This window comes from Sphingomonas lutea (assembly GCF_014396785.1).
Classification (GTDB): Bacteria; Pseudomonadota; Alphaproteobacteria; order Sphingomonadales; family Sphingomonadaceae; genus Sphingomicrobium; species Sphingomicrobium luteum.
Genome location: NZ_CP060718.1, coordinates 1,562,748 through 1,585,297 on the forward strand (window position 1 = coordinate 1,562,748; position 22,550 = coordinate 1,585,297).

A 22,550-nucleotide genomic window follows, 5' to 3' on the forward strand; every position below is an offset into this window, starting at 1 on the left:
GACTTTTGTTAAGAGTTTCGAAAGTTTTTTTAGTCCCAGTTCGAGACAGGCCTAAATATCTGAATGTAAAAGTTTATCCTTGTGTCGGTAAGGCGACAAAAAAGGCCGGGCGTTGCGGCCCGGCCTTTCTCGTTGGCGGTGAGGCTGTGGGTTAGAAGCGCAGCTTCATTTCCACCGCGCCGCGCTGGTCGGCGAGCGGAGCGTCGCCCGCGGTCGCCTGGCCCGTGAGGCCGAGGCTGAACTTGCCACGGCTCATCTCGACCCCGCCCTTCATCTCCATCCAGCCCGAGCCGCCCCCGGTCAGCGGAAGCGCGAAGCTGTACTCGGGCGCCGCCGCGAACGCGACGTTGAGGCCGTTGTCGGCACCCGACAGCAGGCGGACGTAATCGGCCTGGAGGCTCGGACGCACCGACCACTTGCCGAGGCTCGTCGCGCCATCGAGCCTGGCGCCGAAGCGGCTCTCGATCCGGTTGACCTTGAGCGTGTCGAGCGCCAGCGCGGTCTCCCCGCCCGTCTCGCGGAACCCGCCCAGCGCATAATGGCTGAAGCCGAGCTGCGCGCGCGGGTTGAGGTAGAGGCCCGAACCGATGGCCTTGCGAATGCCGGCCTCGAGGTTCGCCATGTAGCGCGCCGAATGGGTGGCGCCCGACAGGCGGAACATCGAGGTCGTGTCGGTGGTCATGCGGTTGCTGTCGCTCGCCGAACGCTCGGCCGCGACGACGCCGCCGACGTACCCCGACTTGCCCACCGGCAAGCTGGCATAAGCCGCGGCCTGCGTCAGCTTGGTGCTTGCCTCGTCCTGGCCGATCATCGCCCGCGTCTCGGCATAGCCGATGGCGGTGCCGACCATCGCATCGCCGAACGGCGCTTCGATACCCGACGCGAAGTAGCGGCTGTGCTGGCCCGAACCGGCACGGTCGGCGTCGCCATAGGTCGACCCGATCGTGTCGCCGCCCATCGCCACAAAGCCCGACAAACCGCCCGGCGCCGCAATGTTCGCCGCCTGCCCTTCGGTGAGCCCGAGCTGCGCCGAGGCCGACAGACCCTCACGGCTCTGCTCGAGCGCCGAGGCGCCACCAACAAAGCTGATGCCCTGCGCACGCCCGGTACCCATCAGCGACAGACGGTCGCCGACATTGCCGAGCAGCTTCTGGCTCTGCCGATCCTGCATCGCCCGGACTTCGCCGACCATGTTCACCGGCGACAGCGCCGAGAAGGTCGCTGCCAGCTGACCGGCATTCATCCAGTCGACGTTGCCATATAGGTTGTAGAGCTTGCTGTAGGACGTTGCGCGCAGGCTATCGAGCGCGCCGGCGAAGGCCTGCACGGTCGCATTGCTGCTGCCGGCCGCCGTCTTGAGGCTTCCCGCTTCGAGGGTCATCGCGACCTGGTTGCCGGCATAGCTGAGCTTGGGCTTGAGCACGCCGGAGTTGGTGCCGGCGCTGACGAAGCTGCCGTTGAGGCCGCCCTGCGCCGTCGCCACGACGAACTTGTCGCCGGCGCGCGCCGTGCCGCCCTTGCCCTGGCTGATCAGCAGCGACCCGTTGAGCGCCAGCGCACCGGCATTGCCGGCGTCGGCAATGACGTTGAGCTTGTCGGCGCCGCTCGACGTTACGTCGATCAGCAGGCCCGACGCCGAAGACATGATCATGTTGCCCTTGACGGTCAGCGTCCCGACGCCGCCGCCGCCCGGCGCGACCGCGCCGCTGACCACCGTCAGATAGGTCGGATCGATCACGCCCGAGCCGCTGAGGATGCCGCCGCCCATGAACATTTCGCCCGTGGTCAGCGTGCCGTTGACGTTGGTCCAGCCACCCAGCTGGTTATAGTCGCCATGCACCTTGAGGTTGCCGGTCGAGGTGATGTTGAGCGTCGCCGCGCCGTCGACGGTCAAGCGGTCGATCGTCGCCGACTTGCTCAGCGTCGTCGTTCCCGCGCGGTGCAGGGTGACGTCGTAATAACGCGCCCACACGTGCCGCGACTTGTTGAGGCTGTTGACCGGCTCGACATTGTTGGGGACGAAATTGGTCGTTCCCGGCATGCCTTCCAGCGTCTTGCCGTAGGCATTGGCTTGCGGCTTGTCGGTACCTTCGACCTCGGAGCACAGGGTGCCGAGATAGCATTGCTTGCCGAAGCGGCCCCACGGGTCGTTGTTGTTGAACGACGGCGAGGTCGGCAGCGCATTCACCAGTTCGCCATCGGCGCCGATGATCGCATAATTGGGATCCATGTCCTGGACCCAGTGCGTGGGATCGAACCAATCGCCATCGCCGGCCAGCGCCGACACATATTTGTACGGGTTCTGGCGGACGATGTCCTGCCAGTAGAGGAACAGCGGCGGGTACACCGAATATTCGCCGTAGGTGCCGATCCCGCCATTGTACGACCAGCCGCCGGTCAGCACGCCCGCGACGACCGGCTTGAAGCCGCCGTTGCCGTCGCTGAACGTCTGGTCGATGATCAGCGGGCCGCCGGAATCGCCGCCGGCCGTCGAGCCTTCGAGATCGAGCGCGGTGCCGCCAAGGCCGTTGAAGTCGTAATAACCATTGTCGCGGCCGCAATAATTGTTGGCCAGGGTCGGCGTCTGGCCGGGCGCGCAAGGTTGCGACGTGTCGACGAAGAAATTGTCCGGCAGGTTGTCGTAGTCGAGCGTGGGATCGTCGAAGTCCATCCAGTAGAGCGAATGGGCATAGTGGCTGAAGCCCTGGTAGCGGCCCTGCGCCGGGCTCGACGCCCAATCGTCGGACGACATCAGCGCATCCACCATATTTTCCGCGACGCGGCGGCGGTAATCGATCCCGGCGAGGTCGCCGAGCGGCGTCAGGCCAACGCCGGCGCCACCGTAACCGGTGATCGTGGCATGTGCCGGACCTTGCAGCGGCGAGAACAACAGCGTCCAGGTCGGAATGTTGTCGGCGTGGGTATCGAGCGTCACCAGCGCGATATCGCCGAGGCCGAATTCCTTGGTCGCTTCCTCGTGATACCAGACCTGGTTGCCGTTATAGATGCTGAGCGCGGTCTGGGTCTTGTACCCGCTGTCGCGCCACACCTCATACGGGCCGGTGCCGTTGACGCAGCCATTGACCGCGATCCCGCGGCAGCGGTTGGTCGCTTGGAAACCGAAGCTGATCGGGATGCCGTTGGATGCCGGCAGGCCCTGCCCTGCGGGAACGCCGCCACCGACGCCGGTCACGCTGCCGTAAAATTCCTGCGGCGCATCATAAACGCAGTGCGCGGCAGTGATCACCGTGCGCGGATTGATGAGCGTGCCGGTGCACAGCCCAAGGAACGGGAAATCGATGCTGATCTGCTGGCCGACGCCGTTGACGCCGCTGGTGTCCAGCACCTGGCTGCTGTTCGCATAATTCGCGCCCGTGGTGGCATCGCCAACCCCTGGCGTGACGAGGTGGTTGATGATGATGCGATGGTCGGCATTCCACCCGGTTCCGGTCGACATGCCGGCCAGGGCCTGCTGCGCGTTGCGGCGATCCTTCTCGTCACTAAGGCTGCCATAGGCATTGGCCGAAGCGGGCGCCGCCATGGCGATCATCGACAGCGAAGTTGCGGCCAGCAGCGCGACACGCGCGGACATGTGAGACATTTTCATTTGAACCCCTCCAAAACCGATTGGTGGGGCCCGTCCGAATCGTACCCCCATCGAATCACTACCTTATCGTGCAAAATCAAAGCGCAAAGCGATTTGTTAAGATTTATGAAAGGAATCGGCCGTCTCGTTGCGGGACGGCCACATGTCTTTGGAAAGACTAGGGTTTTGCATGGATCGCAGGGCCGGTCTAAGGCGCAGTCGATTTCCGTGATCTGGAGTGACCAAGTGGGCGAGCCCAAACTCCTGCCGTTCGACTGGCAGGATCCCTTCGACCTCAACCATCAATTGACCGATGAGGAGCGGCTCGTCCGCGACACCGCCGAAGGCTATGCGCAGGAGAAGCTCCTGCCGCGCGTCACTTCGGCCTATCTCGAGGAACGCTTCGACCGCGAGATCATGAGCGAGTTCGGTGAGCTTGGCCTGCTCGGCGCGACCGTTCCGCCCGAATATGGCGGCGCGGGGCTGGGTTACGTCAGCTATGGCCTGATCGCGCGCGCGGTCGAGCGCGTCGACAGCGGCTACCGCTCGGCGATGTCGGTCCAGTCGAGCCTCGTGATGTACCCGATCTTCGCCTACGGATCGGAAGAGCAGCGCAAGAAATACCTTCCCAAGCTGGCATCGGGCGAATGGGTCGGCTGCTTCGGTCTGACCGAGCCCGACGCGGGCTCCGATCCCGGCGGCATGCGCACGCGCGCGCAGAAGGTCGACGGCGGCTATCGCCTGTCGGGCTCCAAGATGTGGATCACCAATTCACCGATCGCCGACGTCTTCGTGGTCTGGGCCAAGTCCGACGCGCATGACGGCAAGATCCGCGGCTTCGTCCTCGAAAAAGGCATGGCCGGCCTGACCGCCCCCAAGATCAAGGAAAAGCTGTCCCTCCGCGCCTCGATCACCGGCGAGATCGTGATGGATGGCGTCGAGGTCGGCAAGGACGCGCTCCTTCCCAACGTCGAAGGATTGAAGGGGCCGTTCGGCTGCCTCAACCGCGCGCGCTACGGCATCAGCTGGGGCTCGATGGGCGCGGCCGAGGCCTGCTACGCCGCCGCGCGCCAGTACACGCTCGACCGCAAGCAGTTCGGACGTCCCCTCGCCGCCACCCAGCTCGTCCAGCTGAAGCTCGCCAACATGGCGACCGAAATCACGCTCGGCCTGCAGGCGTCCCTGCGCGTCGGCCGCCGGCTCGAGGAGGGCGAACTGGTGCCCGAGACGATCAGCCTGGTGAAGCGCAACAATTGCGGCAAGGCGCTCGACATCGCCCGCATCGCCCGCGACATGCACGGCGGCAACGGCATCAGCGCCGAATTCCACGTCATGCGGCACGCCGCCAACCTGGAAACCGTCAACACCTACGAAGGCACCCACGACGTCCACGCCCTCATCATGGGCCGCGCCATCACGGGGCTGGCCGCCTTCTAATGTCCGTCATCCCGGCCTTGAGCCGGGACCCGCCTTGTTCTTGGCTAGGAAGATGGAAAAAGTACCCTGCGTATATATTCTGGCGAAGTCGTCGCACGGAACTCTCTACACCGGCGTAACGTCAGATCTTGTCGGGCGGATTTGGCAGCACCGCGAAGGGCTCGTTAGCGGCTTCACGCGCGACTACGGTATCAAGCGGCTGGTATGGTTCGAGCGCCACGAAGATATGGAAGCTGCTATTCAGCGGGAGAAGCGGATTAAGCGCTGGCTGCGCGCGTGGAAATATGAGCTGATCCACAAGGACAACCCGACCTGGCGTGATTTGGCTGAAGATTTCGGACTTCCGCCTCTGCCCCGGAAGTGAAGGCAGGTCCCGGCTCAAGGCCGGGATGACGACGGGTCAGACGCCTCTCGAAGACCGGCTAAGCTAATGCCGCGTTTGCAACCCAAGCGGTCATCCCGGCCTTGAGCCGGGACCCGCCTGACCTCCGTCAAACTTTAAATCCCGCATGACGCTCTCCCGAAATTGAATTATGCCGACCGCAACAAACGCGGGGCGGGCATGGGCATTTTCGGTTGGGTTATCCTCGGAGCCGTCGCGCTCCTCCTCGTGCTTGCAATCGCGATCTACAACCGCCTCGTCCGCCTGCGTGCGCTGGCCAAGGAAGGCTTCAGCGGGATCACCGTGCAGCTCCGCCGCCGCGCCGACCTGGTTCCCAACCTGGTCGAGGCAGTGAAGGGCTATGCGACGCATGAGCGCGAGACGCTCGACCAGGTCACCGCGCGCCGCGCCGAGACGACGCGCACCGGCAGCGTCGAGGAGACCGCCCGGGCAGACGCGCAAATGACCAGCCTGCTCGGCCGCGTGATGGTGATCGCGGAGGCCTATCCCGAGCTCAAGGCCAACACCAACTTCCTCCAGCTGCAGGACCAGCTGGCGAATATCGAAACCGAGTTGCAGAGCGCGCGGCGCTATTACAACGCCACCGTCCGCGACCTCAATTCGAGCATCCAAAGTTTTCCGCCGGTGCTCATCGCGCGGCCCCTGGGCTTCACCGAAGAGCCCTTTTACAATGACGAGGACCCCGCGATCCAAAGCGCGCCGAAAGTGTCGTTCGACCGCCCGGCGGCGTGAACACACGGTGCTTCCAAAATAGGATTTGGCTCGCCACCATGCGCTGCATGATCACGGCGCGCCTCCGCTTCCTGTCCGGAACGGCGCAACCGGCTAAAGGTCACGCCAAAAGCGCCGCACACCATGACATTAATGACCGTAAGCGCGCCTCTTCTCTTGTGCGCACCTGGCTAGTCCGCTGCATTGCTGCGCTTTTCATGCTTTTTGCGCCGTTTTCGGCCGCAAATGCCGAAGAAAGGATCACGCACTTCGTCAGCGACGTCCGGATCCAGCCCGATTCCTCAATCGAGGTCACTGAGACCATCGAGGTCCGCGCTGAACGCGATGCGATCAACCACGGCATCTACCGCGACTTCCCGACGCGCTATCGCGGCCGGCACGGCGGGTTCGTTCGCGTTGGATTCACCTTCCACGGCGCCACGCTCGACGGGCAAGCCGTGCCAGCCGCGGTTGAGGCGTTCGGCAACGGTGTCCGCATCAAGCTCGGCGACCCGGAAGAATATGTGGACGTGGGCGACCACCGCTACGTCCTGCGCTATCGCACGACGCGGCAGATTGGACGTTTTGGCGACTATGACGAGCTCTACTGGAACGCCACCGGCAACGGCTGGATGTTACCGATCGACACCGCCGAAGCGCGCATTCGCTTGCCGGGCGCGGTGCGGTTCGGACAGCGCGCAGCCTATACGGGCCCCGCCGGCGCAAGCGGGTCGGATGCCGAGGTGGTCGATGAACGGCCGGGCGAAATTGCGTTCCGGACGACGCGAAGTCTGGCGCCGTACGAAGGCCTGACCATCGCCGTCGCCTTCCCCAAGGGGGCCGTCGCCGAAGCAAACAGCGGTAGCCGGCTCGCGTCATGGCTGGCCGACAACGGACCGCCCCTTGTCGGCGGCCTCAGCTTCCTCGGCCTCCTCGCGTTCTACTATGTCGCCTGGGCGCGCGTCGGCCGCGATCCGCGCAAGGGCACGGTCGTCCCGCTCTTCGCGCCGCCCGACGACCTCTCCCCCGCGGCGATGCGCTACGTGACACGCATGGGCCTCGACAATCGCGCATTTGCCGCGGCGCTGGTCGACATGGGCGTGCGCGGGCACATCCGCATGACCGAGGTTGAAGGCGGCCTGTTGTCGCGCGAGCGGCGAAGGATCGAGCGCTTGCCCTCCGCAAGTCCCCTCCCCGCCGACGAGGCGGCGGCGCTCGAAGCGCTGCTCGACCCCGGCGAGACTATCTTCATGGAACAGGCTAACCATGGAAAGTTCTCCTCTGCCAAGAAGGGCTTGGAAGAGGTCTTGCAGTCGGCGCATCAGGGGCGGTTGTTCAACAAGAATTGGGGCTGGGCGGTCGCCGGTGCGCTTCTGCTCATTGCCGCTCTCTGGCTTGTGGCGGCCTCGATCGTCGCCGCCATGGGGCTCGATGTGACGATGGTCCTGGTCCCGCTTGGTGCCGCCATCGTCGTCGCGCTGCTCCTGTGGTGGATTCAGTCGGCGACGGCGGTCGGCAAATGCCTGGCGATCGTCATCGCCTTCGTCTTCGCGGCGCTGGCCTTCACCACTGGCGCGCCGGTGCTGTTCCAGGCGCTTGCGACGGGCTGGCTCCTGCCCTTCGCATTGCCTGCGCTTACCCTGCCGCTGGTCCTGTCCGCCTTCGCCTGGATCGACGCGCCGACCAAGGAAGGCCGCGCGGTTCTCGACCGCATCGCGGGGTTCAAGCAATATCTGTCGATCACCGAGGGCGAGCGGCTCGACCGCATGCACCCGCCCGAAGCCGATACGCCCGAATTGTTCGAGAAATATTTGCCCTATGCGGTCGCGCTGGGGGTTGAGAACCGCTGGGCCGACCGCTTCGCCGGCGTCCTCGCCGCGGCTGCTGCGCGGGGTCACAGCGGAATGGCCTGGTATTCCGGCAGCCACAGTCCGTGGTCCGACCCCGGCGGCTTCGCCGACAGCATCGGCTCGTCGCTCACCAACAGTATCAGCTCGGCGTCGACGGCGCCGGGGTCACGGAGCGGTTCGGGAGGTGGCGGGTCGTCGGGGGGTGGCGACGGCGGAGGAGGCGGCGGCGGCTGGTAGTTCAGGCCCAGGCCGGGCGCTTCAAGACCAGGATCGGGTCGTCCTTGTACCGCGTCTCATGGATGTGCTCGAAGCCGAGCTTCTCGGCGAGCTTGATCGACGGTGCATTGGCGGGGGCGATGATCGCCCAGATCGGGCTCGGCGGCAGGTTCGCCTCGGCCCAGTGCAGCGCCGCGCGGCATGCTTCCCCCGCAAGCCCTTGGCCGTGCGCCTCGGTGGCGAAGATCCACCCCATCTCAGGATCGTGGCCGAATTCGGGGTCAAGGTCGCGCCAGCCGGTAAACATGGCGAGCATGCCGACCAGCTTGCCGTCGCTTCGCCGTTCGACCGCCCAGCCGCCGAAGCCGTTAAGCAGCCAGCTTCCCGCCGCCGCGTTCACGCGCCGCCAGCTCTCCTCCATCCCCATCGGATCCGGCCCGAAGTGGCGGAACACCGCGGGTTCCTGGAGGATAGCGAAATAGGGTTCGCGGTCGTCCCGGCGCCAGGCGCGCAGGACCAATCGCTCGGTCTCCAGCGTCGGAGCCGAGCGACTAGCGTCCGTCATGCCGCGAACGGCTTACTTCTTGCCGAGGGTAAGACCGCCGAAGCGCTTGTTGAAGCGCGCAACCTGGCCGCCGGTGTCAAGCAGCTTCTGGTTGCCGCCGGTCCACGCCGGGTGCGAGGTGGGATCGATGTCGAGGTGCAGCGTGTCGCCCTCTTTGCCCCAGGTCGAGCGCGTCTGGAACTTGGTCCCGTCGGTCATCTCGACGTTGATCGTGTGATATTCGGGGTGGATACCGGACTTCATCAGATTTTCCTTGGTTTCGCGGCTGGTTCCGACCAGCTCCGCAAGGTTGCGGGCGCGCCTTACAAAAGGCCCGCGCAACTTGCAACCGAAGCCCCGATCAGGCGGTCGTCGGCCGAAGTGCCGGCACTTGTCGTTCGAGCAGAGCGAAACCGCCGAACAGGACGCCTGAAAAGAACAGGTCGCCGGCAACGCTGTTCTGGAAGAACGGGATCGCCGCGACATAGCAGGCCTGCAGCCCAGCCAGCGTCATGGGATAGTATCCGCTCGACAGCCACATGCCGAAATTGGTCAGGACGAAGAACACGATCGAGCTTGCCAGGGCCGCGCCCGCCACCCGGAACAGCGAACGGCGCTGCAGCGCGAGCCACCCGATCAGCACCACCAAAGCCGTGCTGAAATAGACCGTCGCCATCCCCGCATAGAAACCAAGGATGAGGTCGCTGAGCAGCAAGGCGCCGAGCGGCGCGGCCAATGCGATCGCGCCCTTCCGCCCCAGATAGGCGCCGCTGAACAAGGCCATCGCGCCGATCGGCGTGAAATTGGGCGGATGCGGGACAAGGCGCAATGCGGCCGCTGCGACGATCGCGGCGAGCAGCACCAGCAGGCGGGCGTGATTGGTCGTCATGACGCGCTGAATAGCGCCGGCCGCGGGGATTTGACAGCCCGCCCGGTCGCCGCCAATCACGCGGGCGGATCAAGGTGCCGTCCACAGGCCCTCGGGCTTGCCGGGGACGGTTCAAAGGGAAGCCGGCGAAATTCCGGCGCTGTGCCCGCAACTGTGAGCCACGGACACTTCGTCCGCGGCGAAGTCAGGAACCTGCCATGATCCATCGTCCGTTGCCCCGGCCGGGTCCAGCCGCGGGTGCGTGGGCCGCGCTGCCCTCCGTGACGAGCATTTTCGTTCATGGAGGATCACATGCCCGCAGTCCCGATCGACACCGACCAGATCATCATCACCGCGTCGCGCGCGCCCGACGACGCCAGCCGCTCCGCGGCAAGCGCGACCATGCTCGACCAGGTCCGCATCGTCCGGCTGGGTGAGCCGCTGGCCCCTGCCCTGCTCCGCCTCGCACCTTCGACCGCAATCACTGCCCAGGGGCCGAGCGGCCTCTTCACCGAGGTGCGCATTCGCGGCGCGGAGAATAATCACACCTTGCTGTTCATCGACGGCATCCGCGCCAACGATCCCGCCACCGGCGACTTTGCGCGCTTTGAATTGCTCAACGCAGATCTCGCCTCGCGCATTGAGGTCGTGCGCGGCCCGCAATCGGCGCTGTGGGGGTCGCAGGCGATCGGCGGCGTGATCGCGATCAACGGGCTCGACGAGCCTGCCGGCGCGATGGCGATCGCCGAAGCTGGGTCGTTCGGATCGCGCCGCCTCGGCGCGTCGGGATCGATGGGCGCCGAGCGCGCGAGCCTCAGCGGGGCGATCGGCTGGCAGCGCGCCTCTGGTATCGACAGCTTCTCCGGCGACGGCGACCGCGACGGCTATCGCAACATGTCAGGGCGGCTGCGCGGGACGATCACGCTGTCGTCGGCGGTCACGGTCGGCGCCTCGGCGCTGGCGCTTACCGGCACGTCCGAATTCGACGGCTATGACCTTGTCACCTTCGAGCGTGCCGACACGCTCGACACCAGCAAGAACCGGCTCGCCGCAGCACGGGTGTGGGCCGCACTGGGCCAGGTCGACACCCAATGGCGGGGTCGCGTCGGCGCCACCCTCCTCGGTTCGTCGAACGACAATCGCCGCGACGGCAATCCGGTCAACCGCACCAAGGGCACCCGCCGCGCGCTCGATGCGCAGGTCGAACGCCAGTTCGTCACCGGCCGATTGGAGCATCAACTGATCGCGGCCTTTGATGCCGAGAGCGAAACCTTCGAAGCCCGCGACACCATCTATTTGGGCGCGACGAACCAGGACCGCGACCGGTCGCACAAGGCGATCACCGCCGAATGGAAAGGCGACGTCGGCGCCTTCACCGCCGACGTCGCGATCCGCCGCGACATGTTCAACCGCTTCAAGGACGCGACGTCGCTGCGCGCCTCGCTGTTGACTCAAGTCGGCGGCGGGTTCGCACTCGCCGGATCCTATGCGCAAGGCATCGCGCAGCCGACCTTCTTCGACCTGTTCGGCTTCTTTCCCGGCGACTTCGTCGGCAATCCCGACCTCAAGCCCGAAAGCTCACGCGGGTTCGAAGGCTCGGTGCGCTTCCGCCGCGACCGGATCGCGGCCTCGCTAAGCGTCTATCGCCAGCACCTGCGCGACGAGATCGTCGACAACGCGAACTTCACCAGCGTCGAGAATAGCGAGAGCGCGAGCCGCCGGTGGGGCGTGGAGGCCGAACTCGGCTGGCAGCCCGTCGATGCGCTGCGGGTGACCGCACATTACGCCTATCTCAAGTCGACCCAGCCCGACCGTCTGACCAACCAACAGCTGGAGGAATGGCGCCGGCCGCGCCACAGCGGGTCACTCGCGGCCGACGGTGGGATCGGCTGCTGGTCCTATGGTGCGTCGATCGCCTACGTCGGGTCGCATCTCGACCGGCAAGAGGTCGCGCCCTTCGCCATTGTCAGGCTCGACTCCTATGTGCTGGCGAACGCGCGCATTGCCTATGCGGTGACGCCCGGCGCCGAGCTGTTCGTGCGCGGATCGAACCTGCTCGACAGCGACTATGAGGATTCGGCCGGTTACCGCACCGAGGGGCGCGGGCTGTTCGTCGGGATCAGGCTGGCGGATCGGCGATCATCGCCGTGAAGTTCGCTTCGGCGGCAAGCTTGCCGTCGATGCTCGCGCGGCCGGTGAACTTGCACACCGTAGCGCGCTTCTGGACGAATTCGACGTCGAGTTGGAGGAGCACGCCCGGTTCGACCGGCGTGCGGAATTTCGCGCCGTCGATGGCCATGAAATAAACCAGCTTGCCCGAGTCCGCGAGGCCCAGCGATTCCACCGCAAGCACGCCCGCCGCCTGTGCCAGCGCCTCGACGATCAGCACGCCGGGCATGATCGGCCGTCCCGGGAAATGCCCCTGGAAGAACGGCTCGTTCATGCTCACCGCCTTGATCGCGGTGATCGATTGGTCGGGGACGATCCGCTCAACGCGGTCGACCAGCAGCATGGGATAGCGATGCGGCAGCGCCGCCATCACCCGCCGGATATCGAGCGGGCCCATGGCGGAGCCGGCCGTTTGACCGTCCATGCGCGCCTTAACGGCCCGGTGCCGCAGCTTGCGCCGGTGCCGTGGTCGCGATGGTCGGCAGCGCCGTGTTCAGCGCGGCCAGAACGTCGTTGGTGACATCGAGGCTCGTTCCGGCGGCAAGCGTCGTGCCCGTTTCAACCATCAAGTTGGCGCCACGGCGCTGCATGACCTGCTGGTAGATTGGGCCGAGCTTCTGGCCGACCTGCTGCTGGATATAGGCCTGGTTGCGCTGGATCTGCTGCTGCTGCCGCTGAATCTCCTGCGAGCCCTGCTGCTGCTTCTGCTGGAAGGCACGCACGCGGGCCTGGAGCGCCGCGTCGGGCTGCGCGCCCTTCAGCGCATCGACCGCGGCCTGGATGGCCTTGGCTTCGGCCTCGAGCGGCGTGCCCAGCGCGCGTTGCCGGTTCTCAAGCGCCGTCACTTGCGACCGCAGCGCGGCCGAAGCGGTCTTGCACGCGTTGCATTCGGCCGTGACGCGCTCAAGGTTGACGACCGCGATCACCGCGGCCGGAATGGTCTGCGCCGACGCGGCAGCCGGGGCAAGGGCAGCGGCCGCGACGGCCGCGGAGAGAAGAATTTTCCGCATTAGAATGAAGTCCCTACGTTGAAGCTGAAGAGTTTGGTGTCGTCGCCTTCCTGCTTGAGCAAGGCCTTGGCGAGATCGATGCGCAGCGGGCCGAACGGCGACGTCCAGTTGACGCCGATGCCGATCGACACGCGCGGTTTGGGGGAATCGCCCAGATAGACCTCCTGGAACCCCGGAACGCGCGTGTAATCCGTGCCGCCGCCCGCATCCACGCACGGCGCGGTCGGGGTTGCTCCTGGAATCTGGAACGACGGCGCCGTCGGATTGGTGATCGTTGGCACGCAGGTCGCAGCGATGTTGGTCAGGTTCGGACGCGTGAGCTTCCACAGCGAACCGGCGTCGATGAAGGCTGACGGCCGCAGGCCAAAGCCGCGCAGCGTGGCGTTGATCGGGAATTCAAGCTCAGCCCGGCCCATATAATAGGCACGACCGCCAAGCGCATCGGTAACGCGACTTTGCTCCGGCAAAAGCGTGCCGTCAGTGTCATAGGGGACGCGCTGGATGCGCGGCCCGATGCCGCGAATGTCGAAGCCGCGAAGTTGTGGACCGAAGAAGCGGTCGGTGATCCGCACCGGGTCCCGGCCCGGCCCGGGGGATTCCGAACCCGGATGAATGTAGCCGCCCTCTCCGCGCAGGGAGAAGACCCAGCCGCCGCCAAGGCTCTTGTAGCGCACGGCTTCGCCGCGCGAACGCAGATACTTTACGTCCCCGCCCAGGCCAGCAAGGTCCTGCGACAGGACGACGCGACTGCCCCGCGTCGGCCGAATCCCGTTGGTGCTGTCGTAAACGGTCGACCAACCGATCAGCGACGTGACGCGCGAGCCGATTTCGTCGCACAGATACTGACCGGCGCGAAGCGGATCGCACTCATTGTCCTCAAACACACCATCGCCATCGCGGTCGGTGTAGAACGTATCCCGGTCGAGCGTGATCTTGTCCTGGACCAGACTGTAGCGCCCGCCGAACGTCACGAAATCGGTGACCGGGAAGCCCGTACGAAGCGAAAGTCCGGTGCTGACCTGCGAATAAGTGCGGTTGCGCTCCCCATCCTCGAGGATGTTGAAGCTGTTGTAATCGCGGCGATAGATCGTTCCGCCGAGCAGGATCGGCTTATCGAGGAAATAGGGCTCGACGAAGCCGAGCTGGACCGAGCGCGCATAGCGCGACCAGTTGACCGAAGCGTCGAGCTGTTGGCCCTTGCCCATGAAATTGTTCTGCGCGACCGCAAGCTGAAGCACGAAGCGCTCAAGGCTTGAATAGCCGCCCGACACGGACAGCTGACCGGTCGGCTTCTCCTCGACATTGACGCCAAGCACGACGCGGTCGGGCCCGGAGCCTTCGGTCTGCTTGATCTCCAGATTTTCCTGGAAGAAGCCGAGGCTCTGGATGCGGTCCTGGCTGCGCTTGAGGCGGATGGCATTGAAAGCGTCGCCTTCGTTGAGCCGGAACTCGCGGCGGATGACCTTGTCGCGCGTGATCGTATTGCCGGTGATGTCGATGCGCTCGACATAGACGCGCGGCGTCTGCCCGATCTTGAAAGTGACGTTCATCAGCCGTTTTTCGGCGTCGCGCTCATATGCGGGGTTGATGTCGGCAAAGGCATAGCCGCGGTTGCCGGCCGCTTCGTTGAGATTGGTGACGTCGTCCTCGACCGTCTTGGCGTTGAACCATTCGCCGGGATCGACGCGAACGATCGTGCGGACGGTTTCCTCGGGAAGGTCGCGCAAAGCACTGTCCACCGCGACCGTGCCGAACTTGTACCGCGGTCCTTCTTCGACAACGTAGGTGATGACGAAGTCGCGGCGGTCGGGGGTCAGCTCGGCCAGCGCCGAGACGACGCGGAAGTCGGCATAGCCTTCGGTCAAATAGAAGGACCGCAGCTTTTGCTGGTCGGCAGCCAGGCGATCGGGGTCGTAAGTGTCGTTCGACTTCATGAAGCCGAGCAGGCCGCCCGCTTCACGCGTGAACATTTCCTTCTGCAAACGCCCATCATCATATTGTTCGTTGCCGATGATGTTGATCTGGCGCACCTTGGCGAGGTCGCCCTCGAAAATCTCGAACACCACGTCGACGCGGTTCTGGTCGAGCTGGACGATCTTGGGCTCGACCTGGGCGGCGAAGCGGCCCTGGCGGCGATAGAGCTCAAGGATGCGGTCGACGTCCGAACGGGCGGCCGAGCGGGTGAAGATCTGCCGCGGCGCAAGCCGGATCTCAGGCAGGATCTTGTCGTCTTTGAGGCGCTTGTTGCCCTCCAGCACGATGCGGTTGATGACCGGGTTCTCACGCACCGAAATGACGAGGTCGCCGGTTTCCGCGCCGGTGATGGTGACGTCAGCAAAGAGTTGGGTCGCGTACAAATCCTTAAGCGACTGATCGAGCGTCTGCGCGCTGTAGGTCTGGCCCGGCGACAAGTTGGCGTAGGCGCGGATGGTATCCGGCTCGAGGCGCTGGTTGCCGCGAACCGAGATCGAGCGGATGACGCTTTGTGCCTGCGGGCCGCCCGGCACGATGACGTTCGGCTGCGCGGGCGCCGGAGCGGGAGCCTGGGCCATTGCGGGAGTCGCAGCCGTGCCCAGCGCCGTTCCGACCAGAAGCACGCCACCGGCACGCTTGAAACTCTTCGACTTTGAAATCACTCGTCCCCGCCTTTGCGTGCAGTGGGGCGGCGGCAATCAGCCCGCCCTGCCCAAGTATCAGCCCTGCCCCAAGCCCACTATCCAATCAAGCGCTGAAGCCGGTCCCAAAAGCCGATGGAGCCGAGATCATTGACGGTCGTGAAGACAAGAAGCGCCAGGATGACGGCCACGCCGCCGCGGAACGCCCATTCCAGCGCCCGTGCGCTGAGAGGCCGGCGCCGAACCGCTTCGACAGCATAGAAAGCCAGGTGGCCACCATCCAACATCGGGACTGGCAAGAGGTTGATGAATCCCAGATTAATTGAGATCAAAGCAACCAGCTGAATGAACTCCAGTGCGCCGAGTGACGCCTGTTGTCCGGCGATCTGAGCAATCTTGATCGGCCCGCCGATGTCCTTGATCGAACGGCGGCCGCTGACGATCTGCCACAATCCGTCGATCATCCACCGAGTCAAAGTGAAGGTATAGGCAGTCGCCTGCGGGATGAGTTCCAGCGGCGACAGCCGGACGAACTGCCGCTGATTTCCTTGCACGCCCAGCAGTCCGCGCTCGAAGCTCTGGCCGAAACGGTCCTTTTCGAGCAGCTTTCCGAGCTGGGCGCTCAGGGGTATCTGGCTTCCACCGCGCTGGACGGTGATCGCCACCGTTTCGCCGGGGCGCAGGGTCACAATCCGCTGCACATCCTCGAACGAATCCGTCTGGCGGCCTGCAACCGAGACAATGCGGTCGGATGCCCGGATGCCCGCGCGTTCCGCCGGACTGCCGGCTTGAACCGCAGAGACGAAGTTGGACGTGCGCGGCATCCCCAGCGCGGCGAACAAGGCCGCGAAGATGGCGATCGCAACCAAAAAATTGGCCAGCGGCCCGGCAAGGACGATCAGCGATCTCTGCCAGACCGGCCGCAGGTGAAAGCTACGCGCACGATCTTCCGCACTGAGGGGCTGCGCCTCGCTCGGCTTGCTCGCCTCGTTCTCGTCACCGACGAAGCGGACGTAGCCGCCGAGCGGGAGCCAGCCGATCTGCCAGCGGGTGCCGCGCTTGTCGGTCCAGCCCGCAATCTCGCGACCGAAGCCAATCGAGAACACCTCGGCGCCAACGCCGAGCCGGCGCGCCACCCAATAATGGCCGAACTCGTGGATCAGCACGAGCGGGCCGATCGTGCACAGGAAGGCGATCAGGATGAACCACAGGGGCGGATTCTGGAGGATCATGGGCAGGTCGCTTCCATCATGCCACCGACGAGGTCCCGCGTCACGCGGTCGATCTCCAAGACTTCGGCGATCGACGCGGGCGGCGTGTGGTCGGATCGGTCGAGGCAGCGTTCGACGAGCGCGGGAATGTCGGTGAAACCGATCTTGCCGGCGAGGAAGCGTTCGACCGCGACCTCATTGGCGGCATTCAGGACGATCGGCGCCGCCGCCGACGCCTCGAGCGCTTCACGCGCTAGGCGAAGTGCCGGAAATCGAACAAGATCAGGCGCTTCGAAATCGAGGCGCGCAATCTGCTGGAGGTCGAGGCGCTCGGCCGGAGTCGCCATCCGGGCGGGCCATGCCAGCGCGTACGACAAAGGAATGCGCATGTCCGGCGAGCCGAGCTGCGCAAGCACCGAACCATCGACATATTCGACTAGCGAGTGGATCACGGACTGCGGATGGACAACGATGTCGATCCGCGCCGACGGCAAGCCGAAGAGATAGTGAGCCTCGATCAGCTCGAGACCCTTGTTCATCAGGGTCGCCGAATCGACGGAGATTTTAGCACCCATCGACCAATTGGGGTGGGCGACGGCTTGCGCGGGCGTCATCGCCTGCAGGGATTCGGCGCTGGCGGTGCGGAAAGGCCCACCGCTGGCAGTCAAGATAAGCCTTGATACATCTTCCGCGCGATTTCCGGCAAGGCATTGAAATATCGCATTATGTTCGCTGTCCACGGGCAACAATGTCGCGCCGCTCGCGCTCGCCGCTTGGGTCATGAGCGCGCCCGCCGTCACCAACGCTTCCTTGTTCGCCAGGGCTACCGTCCGCCCCGCCTCGACCGCCGCCATCGTCGGGCGAAGACCGGCGCAGCCGACAATCGCGGCGACGACCAGGTCGGCGTCCATGGTCGCAGCCTCGATCAACGCATCCTCGCCCGCCGCGGCACGGCACGACGATCCCATCAGCGCTTCCGCCAGCTCCGAAGCACGGCGCTCATGCGCGACCACGGCGAACTGGGCGTTGGTCCGGCGCGCGATGTCGGCCAGAGCGGCGGCGTTGGTTGCCGCGGTCACCGCGACGACTTCGAATGCGTCCGGCGCGCGCTCGATTAAATCGAGCGTAGACTTGCCGATCGATCCCGTCGCGCCAAGGATGACGATGCGCCGCTTCACGTCAGGCCGCCGATCTGCGCCATTGCGGTCAGCACCGCGACCGGCACCAGCCCGTCCAGGCGATCGAGGACGCCACCATGACCCGGCAACCAGCTACCCGAATCCTTGACCCCGGCACGGCGCTTCATCCAGCTTTCGAACAGGTCGCCGCCCTGTGCGGCAACACCGAACAACGGCGCTAGAAATAGAAGCGCGACCCCAAGTCCCGTCAGCAGCGCCCACGCACCACCCAGCAAGGCCGCTGCGGCCACGCCGCCCCAAAACCCCGCTACGGTCTTGCCCGGACTGATCGCTGGCGCGAGCTTCCGTTTGCCCACCGCGCGGCCAACGAAATAGGCACCGATGTCGGTCGACCATGTCACAATGAAGGTCCATAGCAGCAGGTACAGCCCGCTCGCATCACGCTCCCGGATCCACAGCAGGGCCAGCGCTGGGATCAGGGCGTACAGGAACCCCGTGACCCACCAGATTGCGCCCCATCCCCGCGCCAGACGCGTCCACTCGTAATAGATCGCCATCGCGACGAGGCCGACGCCCACAGCGAACACGTTCCCGCCCTTGGCCGCCGCAGCGAGCGCAACGGCTATCATGGCAACCCCGGACAACGTGCGAACAGCGAGTTCGCTCATCGGCCGCCAAACCGGCGCTGACGTGCCGCGTAGATCCCCAGCGCATCGGCGAAGGCCTGCTCGCTGAAATCTGGCCATAGGACATCCAGGAATAGCAGTTCGGCATAAGCTGCCTGCCACATCAGGAAGTTGGACAGCCGAACTTCGCCCGAGGTCCGGATTAGTAGGTCGAGGTCGGGCAGATCGTGCGTTTCCAGCCCCGCGGCGAACGCGGCCTCGTCAATCGCATCCGCGCCAATCTCACCCTGCTCGACCCGCGCCGCGAGCTTGCGGGCGACCGACACCAATTCAGCGCGTGAGCCGTAATTGAGCGCGACGACCAGCGTCAGGCGATCGTTGGCCTGGGTCCGCTCGACCGCCCGTTCCAGCCGCGCCTTCAACTCGGGCCCGAACGCCGCATAATCCCCGATCAACTTGAGCCGGACATTCTCCTTGAGGAGCGTGTTCAGCTCGCGCTCCAGATAGAAGCGCATCAGACCCGTCAGATCGGAAATTTCTTCGGGGCTCCGCCGCCAATTTTCGGATGAGAATGCGTAGAGCGTGAGCACCTCGACGCCATGATCGACCGCCGCCTGCATCGCGCGGCGTACAGCCTCCGCACCCGCCTTGTGCCCGGCGGCGCGCGGCAGTCCGCGCTGATCGGCCCAGCGCCCATTGCCATCCATGATGATCGCCACGTGGCGCGGGATTGCACCGTCCGGCCGAGCACGCTCGGCATGGTCCGGCGCCGGAACGGCGCTCACTTGTTGAGGATTTCCTTTTCCTTGGTGCCGGCCGCGTCGTCGATCTCCTTGATCGTGTCGTCGGTCAGCTTCTGCACTTCAGTCTCGAGGCGCTTGCGCTCATCCTCGCTGATTTCGTGCTTCTTCTCGTCCTGCTTCAGATGGTCCATGCCGTCGCGGCGCACGTTGCGCACGGCAATGCGCGCCTTTTCGGCATATTGGCCGACCAGCTTGGCCAGCTCCTTGCGGCGCTCCTCCGTGAGCTCAGGGATCGGCAGGCGGATCATCTGCCCATCGGTGATCGGATTAAGGCCGAGGCCGGCCGAGCGGATCGCCTTCTCAACCGGCTGGACGTTCGACCGGTCCCACACCTGCACCGAAAGCATCCGCGCTTCGGGCACGGACACGGTCGCCACCTGATTGAGCGGCATGTTGGCGCCGTACACCTCGACATTGACCGGATCGAGCAGCGCGGTCGACGCGCGGCCCGTGCGCAAGCCGGCGAGGTCATGCTTCAGCGCCTCCACTGCCCCGTGCATCCGACGCTTGAGATCGCCGGTGCTGATGCTCGTCGTCATGTCTCACTCCCATGCTGGACGATCGTCGCCACCCCGCGCCCGGCCAGCACTTCGGCAAGATTGCCGGGCTGGCGAACGTTGAACACGACGATCGGAATGTTGTTGTCCCGGCACAGCGCGACCGCGGATGCGTCCATGACCTTCAAGTCGTCGCTGAGCACCTTGCTGAAGGTCAGCGTTTCATAACGCTTGGCGTCGGCCACCTTCTTTGGATCGGCGCTGTAGATACCATCGACGCTGGTGCCTTTGAACAGGGCGTCGCAGCCCATTTCGGCGGCGCGCAGCGCGGCTGCGGTGTCGGTCGTGAAATAGGGATTGCCGGTGCCTGCCGCAAACAGGACGATGCGGCCCTTATCGATGTGCCGAAGCGCGCGGCGGCGAATGTACGGCTCGCTCACGCTGGCCATCGGGATCGCCGACTGCACGCGGGTCTCCGCGCCAAGCTTCTCGAGCGCGCCCTGCAGCGCTATGGCGTTCATCACCGTTGCCAGCATGCCCATGTAATCGGCGCTGGCCCGGTCGAAGCCCTTGGCCGCCGCCGCCATACCGCGGAAGATGTTTCCACCGCCGACAACCAGGCACAGGCCCGGGCAGTGGTCTCGCGCGGCGATGATCTCGCGAGCCAGGCTTTCGACCGCTTCGGGATCGATCCCGAACTGGTTCTGGCCCATCAACGCCTCGCCGGACAGCTTCAGCAGGATGCGGTTGAAACGCGGTCGGGTCATTCTTCGGGGCGATCCTTGGGCGAAAGCGGGGCGACACGCCTTTATGGAAGCGCCGCCGCCTTGCCAACTGCCTTGACCCGATCGCGCGCCCCGCCGCTTGCCAGCAGCGCGGATTGCACGCACGATTGCGACCTGGGGAGCCGGCGATGGCGCGCGTATTTCTGAGCTATGGCAGGGAAGATGCGGCGGTCGCGGCTCCGATCGCCGCGGCGCTTGAGCGCGCCGGCCATGATGTGTGGTGGGACCAGCACATCCGCGGCGGCGCGCAATATGCCAAGGAAATCGAGCAGGCTTTGAGGGCCGCCGAAGCCGTGGTCGTGCTGTGGTCGGAAGTCTCGGTCGAAAGCCCGTGGGTGCGCGATGAGGCGGCGAGCGGGCGCGACCGCGGGCGGCTCGTGCCACTCAGCCTCGATGGCACCGAGGCGCCCTTAGGCTTCCGCCAGTTCCAGACGATCGCCCTGCCGCGCCGCCGCTTGGGCAAAGCGCAATCCCACGCGCTCATCAAAGCCGTCGAGGCGGCGGCGGGTCTTTCCGATGCCATATTGGCTAGGCCCCATGCGCAACGTCAGGCGCCCGCTCTGCCGAGATGGTGGATCCTCGCCGTGGCGGCGCTCATCGCTTTCACCGGTGTCGGCCTGGTCGTGTGGAGGCCATGGGCGAGTAACGGCGAAACTGTGCTGTCGGTCGGTCCGGCAAGTCGCGACGCTGCCTCGCAAGCCCTCGCGCGCGACCTGGCGATCAAGCTGGGCGCCTTGCAAACGGCATCCGCAACTTCGCTCAGGCTGGTCGATGCCGCTGGCGCTGCAAATGCCGACCTGTCCTTTGAAGCGGCCGCGGTCGGACCGGCGGGCGCCACGCTGGCCCTCAAATCGGTGCAGGACTCGGCGCTCCTCTGGTCGCGCGAGTTCGAGCAACCGTCGGGCAGACGCCCCGATCTCCTCCAGCAACTTGCGTACACGGCAGCGAGGGTCACTAGCTGCGCGACCGAAGGCCGAGGCGCTTCGCCCCGCCTGTCGTCGGAAGCGTTCAAAACTTACCTGATTGCCTGCGCCGAGCTCTCAGAAATTCAAAACGACGACCCGCGCCCGGTTCTGCGGTTGCTCGAACAGGTCGTCTCCGCGGCGCCACGCTTCGCGTCCGCGTGGTCGCTCCTGCTGCTCGCCGAAAGCGACACCGTCAGCCTGGTCTTCACGCGCGGCGAACAGGCCTCTGCCGCAGTGGCGGAGCACAAGGCGCATATCGCTCGGGCCAAGCAATTCCTTCCCGGTCTTCCGGCCATCGAGATTGCCGAGGCGCAGCTCGTTCCGCCAAGAGATTTTTCCGTGCGCGCTCGGCGGATCGAACGGGCCGCCGCTCGCGCTCCCGGCGATGCTGCATTGCAGCTCTATCTGGCAAATAGCTTGTCGGCGACCGGGCGAACCGCCCAAGCCGTCGCGACTATCGCTCGGGCCCGGCAATTGGATCCTCTATCACCGCGCGTTTCCAGCCTGTACATCGCACAGCTGGGTTATTCCGGCGCGTTTGAAGAAGCCAAGCGCGAACTCGCCAAGGCCGAGCGCCTCTGGCCCGGCACTGCGAGCGTCGACGACGCGCGATTCCGCTTTCACTATCGCTACGGCGACCCGCAGATTGCGAAGGAGCTTTTCGAGCAACGGACCGATTTCGGCGGGCGCGCCGTTCGGATGCTGATCGAAGTGCGGCATGATCCCGCACCAGCCAAAATCGACGCATTCCTGGCATTCGTAAAGGAGCGGTTGCGGACGATGGAGAATCCAAGCGCGGGTTTTGGCTTCGCGACCATGGCGTTCGCGCAGTTTGGGCGCACAGAGGACTTCTTCGCGACGCTGCTGACCTACCCCCGCGTCGACGATATCGCGATCATCTCGGAAGTTTTCTTCCGCCATGAGTTCAGGGACATTCGCCGAGACCCGCGGTTCCTCCGCGTCGCGCAGCGCGCCGGCCTTCTCGATTACTGGCGCACAAGCGGGAAATGGCCCGACTATTGCTTCGAGAATGACCAGCCTTACGATTGCAAGGAAGAAGCGGCGAAGCTGAAATGAAAGGGCGAAGCTTTCGCCCCGCCCTTCATGATCTAACG

19 protein-coding genes and 1 riboswitch are annotated in these 22,550 nt (G+C 65.2%); of the genes, 6 read left to right on the top strand and 13 right to left on the bottom strand.

Features of this window, described 5'->3' with window-relative positions:
- Nucleotides 1-151 precede the first annotated feature (151 nt).
- Nucleotides 152-3,607 carry an autotransporter outer membrane beta-barrel domain-containing protein gene (locus H9L13_RS08075; RefSeq protein WP_187537245.1) on the bottom strand — a complete coding sequence of 1,152 codons (3,456 nt, stop codon included), beginning with the start codon at nucleotides 3,605-3,607 and terminating at the stop codon, nucleotides 152-154.
- 225 nt (nucleotides 3,608-3,832) lie between these two features.
- On the opposite strand from H9L13_RS08075, the gene H9L13_RS08080 reads away from it, so the two are divergent.
- The 4 genes from H9L13_RS08080 to H9L13_RS08095 all read left to right on the top strand — a co-directional run bounded on the left by H9L13_RS08080 (nucleotide 3,833) and on the right by H9L13_RS08095 (nucleotide 8,224).
- Nucleotides 3,833-5,023 carry an acyl-CoA dehydrogenase gene (locus H9L13_RS08080; RefSeq protein ID WP_235090793.1) on the top strand — a complete coding sequence of 397 codons (1,191 nt, stop codon included), beginning with the start codon at nucleotides 3,833-3,835 and terminating at the stop codon, nucleotides 5,021-5,023.
- Between the two features lie 52 nt (nucleotides 5,024-5,075).
- Nucleotides 5,076-5,387 (top strand): GIY-YIG nuclease family protein, encoded by a 312-nt coding sequence (locus H9L13_RS08085; RefSeq protein WP_187537247.1) that lies wholly within the window; start codon nucleotides 5,076-5,078, stop codon nucleotides 5,385-5,387.
- 162 nt (nucleotides 5,388-5,549) lie between these two features.
- Nucleotides 5,550-6,158, top strand: a complete 609-nt coding sequence (locus tag H9L13_RS08090; RefSeq protein WP_244954801.1) for a LemA family protein — start codon at nucleotides 5,550-5,552, stop codon at nucleotides 6,156-6,158.
- Nucleotides 6,159-6,355: 197 nt separating this feature from the next.
- Nucleotides 6,356-8,224 carry a DUF2207 domain-containing protein gene (locus H9L13_RS08095; protein WP_187537249.1) on the top strand — a complete coding sequence of 623 codons (1,869 nt, stop codon included), beginning with the start codon at nucleotides 6,356-6,358 and terminating at the stop codon, nucleotides 8,222-8,224.
- A gap of 1 nt (nucleotide 8,225) precedes the next feature.
- Here the strand turns inward: H9L13_RS08095 and H9L13_RS08100 are convergent, their stop codons facing one another.
- The 3 genes from H9L13_RS08100 to H9L13_RS08110 form a co-directional block, all read right to left on the bottom strand.
- A complete protein-coding gene (locus H9L13_RS08100; RefSeq protein WP_187537250.1) occupies nucleotides 8,226-8,768 on the bottom strand; it encodes a GNAT family N-acetyltransferase in 543 nt (180 codons plus the stop codon).
- Between the two features lie 12 nt (nucleotides 8,769-8,780).
- Nucleotides 8,781-9,011 (bottom strand): 50S ribosomal protein L31, encoded by a 231-nt coding sequence (rpmE, locus tag H9L13_RS08105; RefSeq protein WP_187537251.1) that lies wholly within the window; start codon nucleotides 9,009-9,011, stop codon nucleotides 8,781-8,783.
- A gap of 97 nt (nucleotides 9,012-9,108) precedes the next feature.
- Nucleotides 9,109-9,636: a DUF6580 family putative transport protein gene (locus H9L13_RS08110; protein WP_187537252.1), complete on the bottom strand. Its 528-nt coding sequence runs from the start codon at nucleotides 9,634-9,636 to the stop codon at nucleotides 9,109-9,111.
- 55 nt (nucleotides 9,637-9,691) lie between these two features.
- A riboswitch (cobalamin riboswitch) is annotated at nucleotides 9,692-9,850 on the top strand.
- 77 nt (nucleotides 9,851-9,927) lie between these two features.
- On the opposite strand from H9L13_RS08110, the gene H9L13_RS08115 reads away from it, so the two are divergent.
- Nucleotides 9,928-11,766 carry a TonB-dependent receptor plug domain-containing protein gene (locus H9L13_RS08115; RefSeq protein WP_187537253.1) on the top strand — a complete coding sequence of 613 codons (1,839 nt, stop codon included), beginning with the start codon at nucleotides 9,928-9,930 and terminating at the stop codon, nucleotides 11,764-11,766.
- On the opposite strand, the gene fabZ is transcribed toward H9L13_RS08115, so the two are convergent.
- The 9 genes from fabZ to pyrH all read right to left on the bottom strand — a co-directional run bounded on the left by fabZ (nucleotide 11,735) and on the right by pyrH (nucleotide 20,452).
- Nucleotides 11,735-12,208, bottom strand: coding sequence for a 3-hydroxyacyl-ACP dehydratase FabZ (gene fabZ, locus H9L13_RS08120; RefSeq protein WP_235090795.1), 474 nt, complete (start codon nucleotides 12,206-12,208; stop codon nucleotides 11,735-11,737). The genes H9L13_RS08115 and fabZ overlap by 32 nt on opposite strands.
- A gap of 7 nt (nucleotides 12,209-12,215) precedes the next feature.
- Nucleotides 12,216-12,794 (bottom strand): OmpH family outer membrane protein, encoded by a 579-nt coding sequence (locus H9L13_RS08125; protein ID WP_187537254.1) that lies wholly within the window; start codon nucleotides 12,792-12,794, stop codon nucleotides 12,216-12,218.
- Nucleotides 12,794-15,430, bottom strand: a complete 2,637-nt coding sequence (gene bamA / locus H9L13_RS08130; RefSeq protein ID WP_235090797.1) for an outer membrane protein assembly factor BamA — start codon at nucleotides 15,428-15,430, stop codon at nucleotides 12,794-12,796. The genes H9L13_RS08125 and bamA overlap by 1 nt, the downstream gene beginning before the upstream one ends.
- 77 nt (nucleotides 15,431-15,507) lie before the next feature.
- Nucleotides 15,508-16,641, bottom strand: coding sequence for an RIP metalloprotease RseP (gene rseP / locus H9L13_RS08135; RefSeq protein WP_328282540.1), 1,134 nt, complete (start codon nucleotides 16,639-16,641; stop codon nucleotides 15,508-15,510).
- The gene (locus H9L13_RS08140; RefSeq protein ID WP_187537255.1) at nucleotides 16,638-17,798 is read right to left on the bottom strand and encodes a 1-deoxy-D-xylulose-5-phosphate reductoisomerase; all 1,161 of its coding nucleotides are present in this window, start codon (nucleotides 17,796-17,798) and stop codon (nucleotides 16,638-16,640) included. The genes rseP and H9L13_RS08140 overlap by 4 nt, the downstream gene beginning before the upstream one ends.
- Nucleotides 17,795-18,427 carry a phosphatidate cytidylyltransferase gene (locus H9L13_RS08145; RefSeq protein WP_187537256.1) on the bottom strand — a complete coding sequence of 211 codons (633 nt, stop codon included), beginning with the start codon at nucleotides 18,425-18,427 and terminating at the stop codon, nucleotides 17,795-17,797. Before H9L13_RS08145 ends, H9L13_RS08140 begins: the two co-directional genes overlap by 4 nt.
- Entirely contained in the window at nucleotides 18,424-19,092 is a 669-nt protein-coding gene (gene uppS, locus H9L13_RS08150; protein ID WP_187540258.1) for a polyprenyl diphosphate synthase, read from the bottom strand. The genes H9L13_RS08145 and uppS overlap by 4 nt, the downstream gene beginning before the upstream one ends.
- A gap of 74 nt (nucleotides 19,093-19,166) precedes the next feature.
- A complete protein-coding gene (gene frr / locus H9L13_RS08155; RefSeq protein WP_187537257.1) occupies nucleotides 19,167-19,727 on the bottom strand; it encodes a ribosome recycling factor in 561 nt (186 codons plus the stop codon).
- Nucleotides 19,724-20,452, bottom strand: coding sequence for a UMP kinase (pyrH, locus tag H9L13_RS08160; protein ID WP_187537258.1), 729 nt, complete (start codon nucleotides 20,450-20,452; stop codon nucleotides 19,724-19,726). Before pyrH ends, frr begins: the two co-directional genes overlap by 4 nt.
- A gap of 146 nt (nucleotides 20,453-20,598) precedes the next feature.
- On the opposite strand from pyrH, the gene H9L13_RS08165 reads away from it, so the two are divergent.
- Complete coding sequence (locus tag H9L13_RS08165) at nucleotides 20,599-22,512, top strand: toll/interleukin-1 receptor domain-containing protein (protein ID WP_187537259.1); 1,914 nt, start codon at nucleotides 20,599-20,601, stop codon at nucleotides 22,510-22,512.
- Nucleotides 22,513-22,550 lie beyond the last annotated feature (38 nt).

What these genes read in the sequence shown, in the direction of transcription:
- H9L13_RS08075 (WP_187537245.1), bottom strand. Translation starts at nt 3,607, where the DNA reads ATGAAAATGTCTCACATGTCCGCGCGTGTCGCGCTGCTGGCCGCAACT.
- H9L13_RS08085 (WP_187537247.1), top strand. Translation starts at nt 5,076, where the DNA reads ATGGAAAAAGTACCCTGCGTATATATTCTGGCGAAGTCGTCGCACGGA.
- H9L13_RS08095 (WP_187537249.1), top strand. Translation starts at nt 6,356, where the DNA reads ATGCTTTTTGCGCCGTTTTCGGCCGCAAATGCCGAAGAAAGGATCACG.
- H9L13_RS08100 (WP_187537250.1), bottom strand. Translation starts at nt 8,768, where the DNA reads ATGACGGACGCTAGTCGCTCGGCTCCGACGCTGGAGACCGAGCGATTG.
- rpmE (WP_187537251.1), bottom strand. Translation starts at nt 9,011, where the DNA reads ATGAAGTCCGGTATCCACCCCGAATATCACACGATCAACGTCGAGATG.
- H9L13_RS08110 (WP_187537252.1), bottom strand. Translation starts at nt 9,636, where the DNA reads ATGACGACCAATCACGCCCGCCTGCTGGTGCTGCTCGCCGCGATCGTC.
- H9L13_RS08115 (WP_187537253.1), top strand. Translation starts at nt 9,928, where the DNA reads ATGCCCGCAGTCCCGATCGACACCGACCAGATCATCATCACCGCGTCG.
- fabZ (WP_235090795.1), bottom strand. Translation starts at nt 12,208, where the DNA reads ATGGACGGTCAAACGGCCGGCTCCGCCATGGGCCCGCTCGATATCCGG.
- H9L13_RS08125 (WP_187537254.1), bottom strand. Translation starts at nt 12,794, where the DNA reads ATGCGGAAAATTCTTCTCTCCGCGGCCGTCGCGGCCGCTGCCCTTGCC.
- rseP (WP_328282540.1), bottom strand. Translation starts at nt 16,641, where the DNA reads ATGATCCTCCAGAATCCGCCCCTGTGGTTCATCCTGATCGCCTTCCTG.
- H9L13_RS08145 (WP_187537256.1), bottom strand. Translation starts at nt 18,427, where the DNA reads ATGAGCGAACTCGCTGTTCGCACGTTGTCCGGGGTTGCCATGATAGCC.
- uppS (WP_187540258.1), bottom strand. Translation starts at nt 19,092, where the DNA reads ATGGATGGCAATGGGCGCTGGGCCGATCAGCGCGGACTGCCGCGCGCC.
- frr (WP_187537257.1), bottom strand. Translation starts at nt 19,727, where the DNA reads ATGACGACGAGCATCAGCACCGGCGATCTCAAGCGTCGGATGCACGGG.
- pyrH (WP_187537258.1), bottom strand. Translation starts at nt 20,452, where the DNA reads ATGACCCGACCGCGTTTCAACCGCATCCTGCTGAAGCTGTCCGGCGAG.
- H9L13_RS08165 (WP_187537259.1), top strand. Translation starts at nt 20,599, where the DNA reads ATGGCGCGCGTATTTCTGAGCTATGGCAGGGAAGATGCGGCGGTCGCG.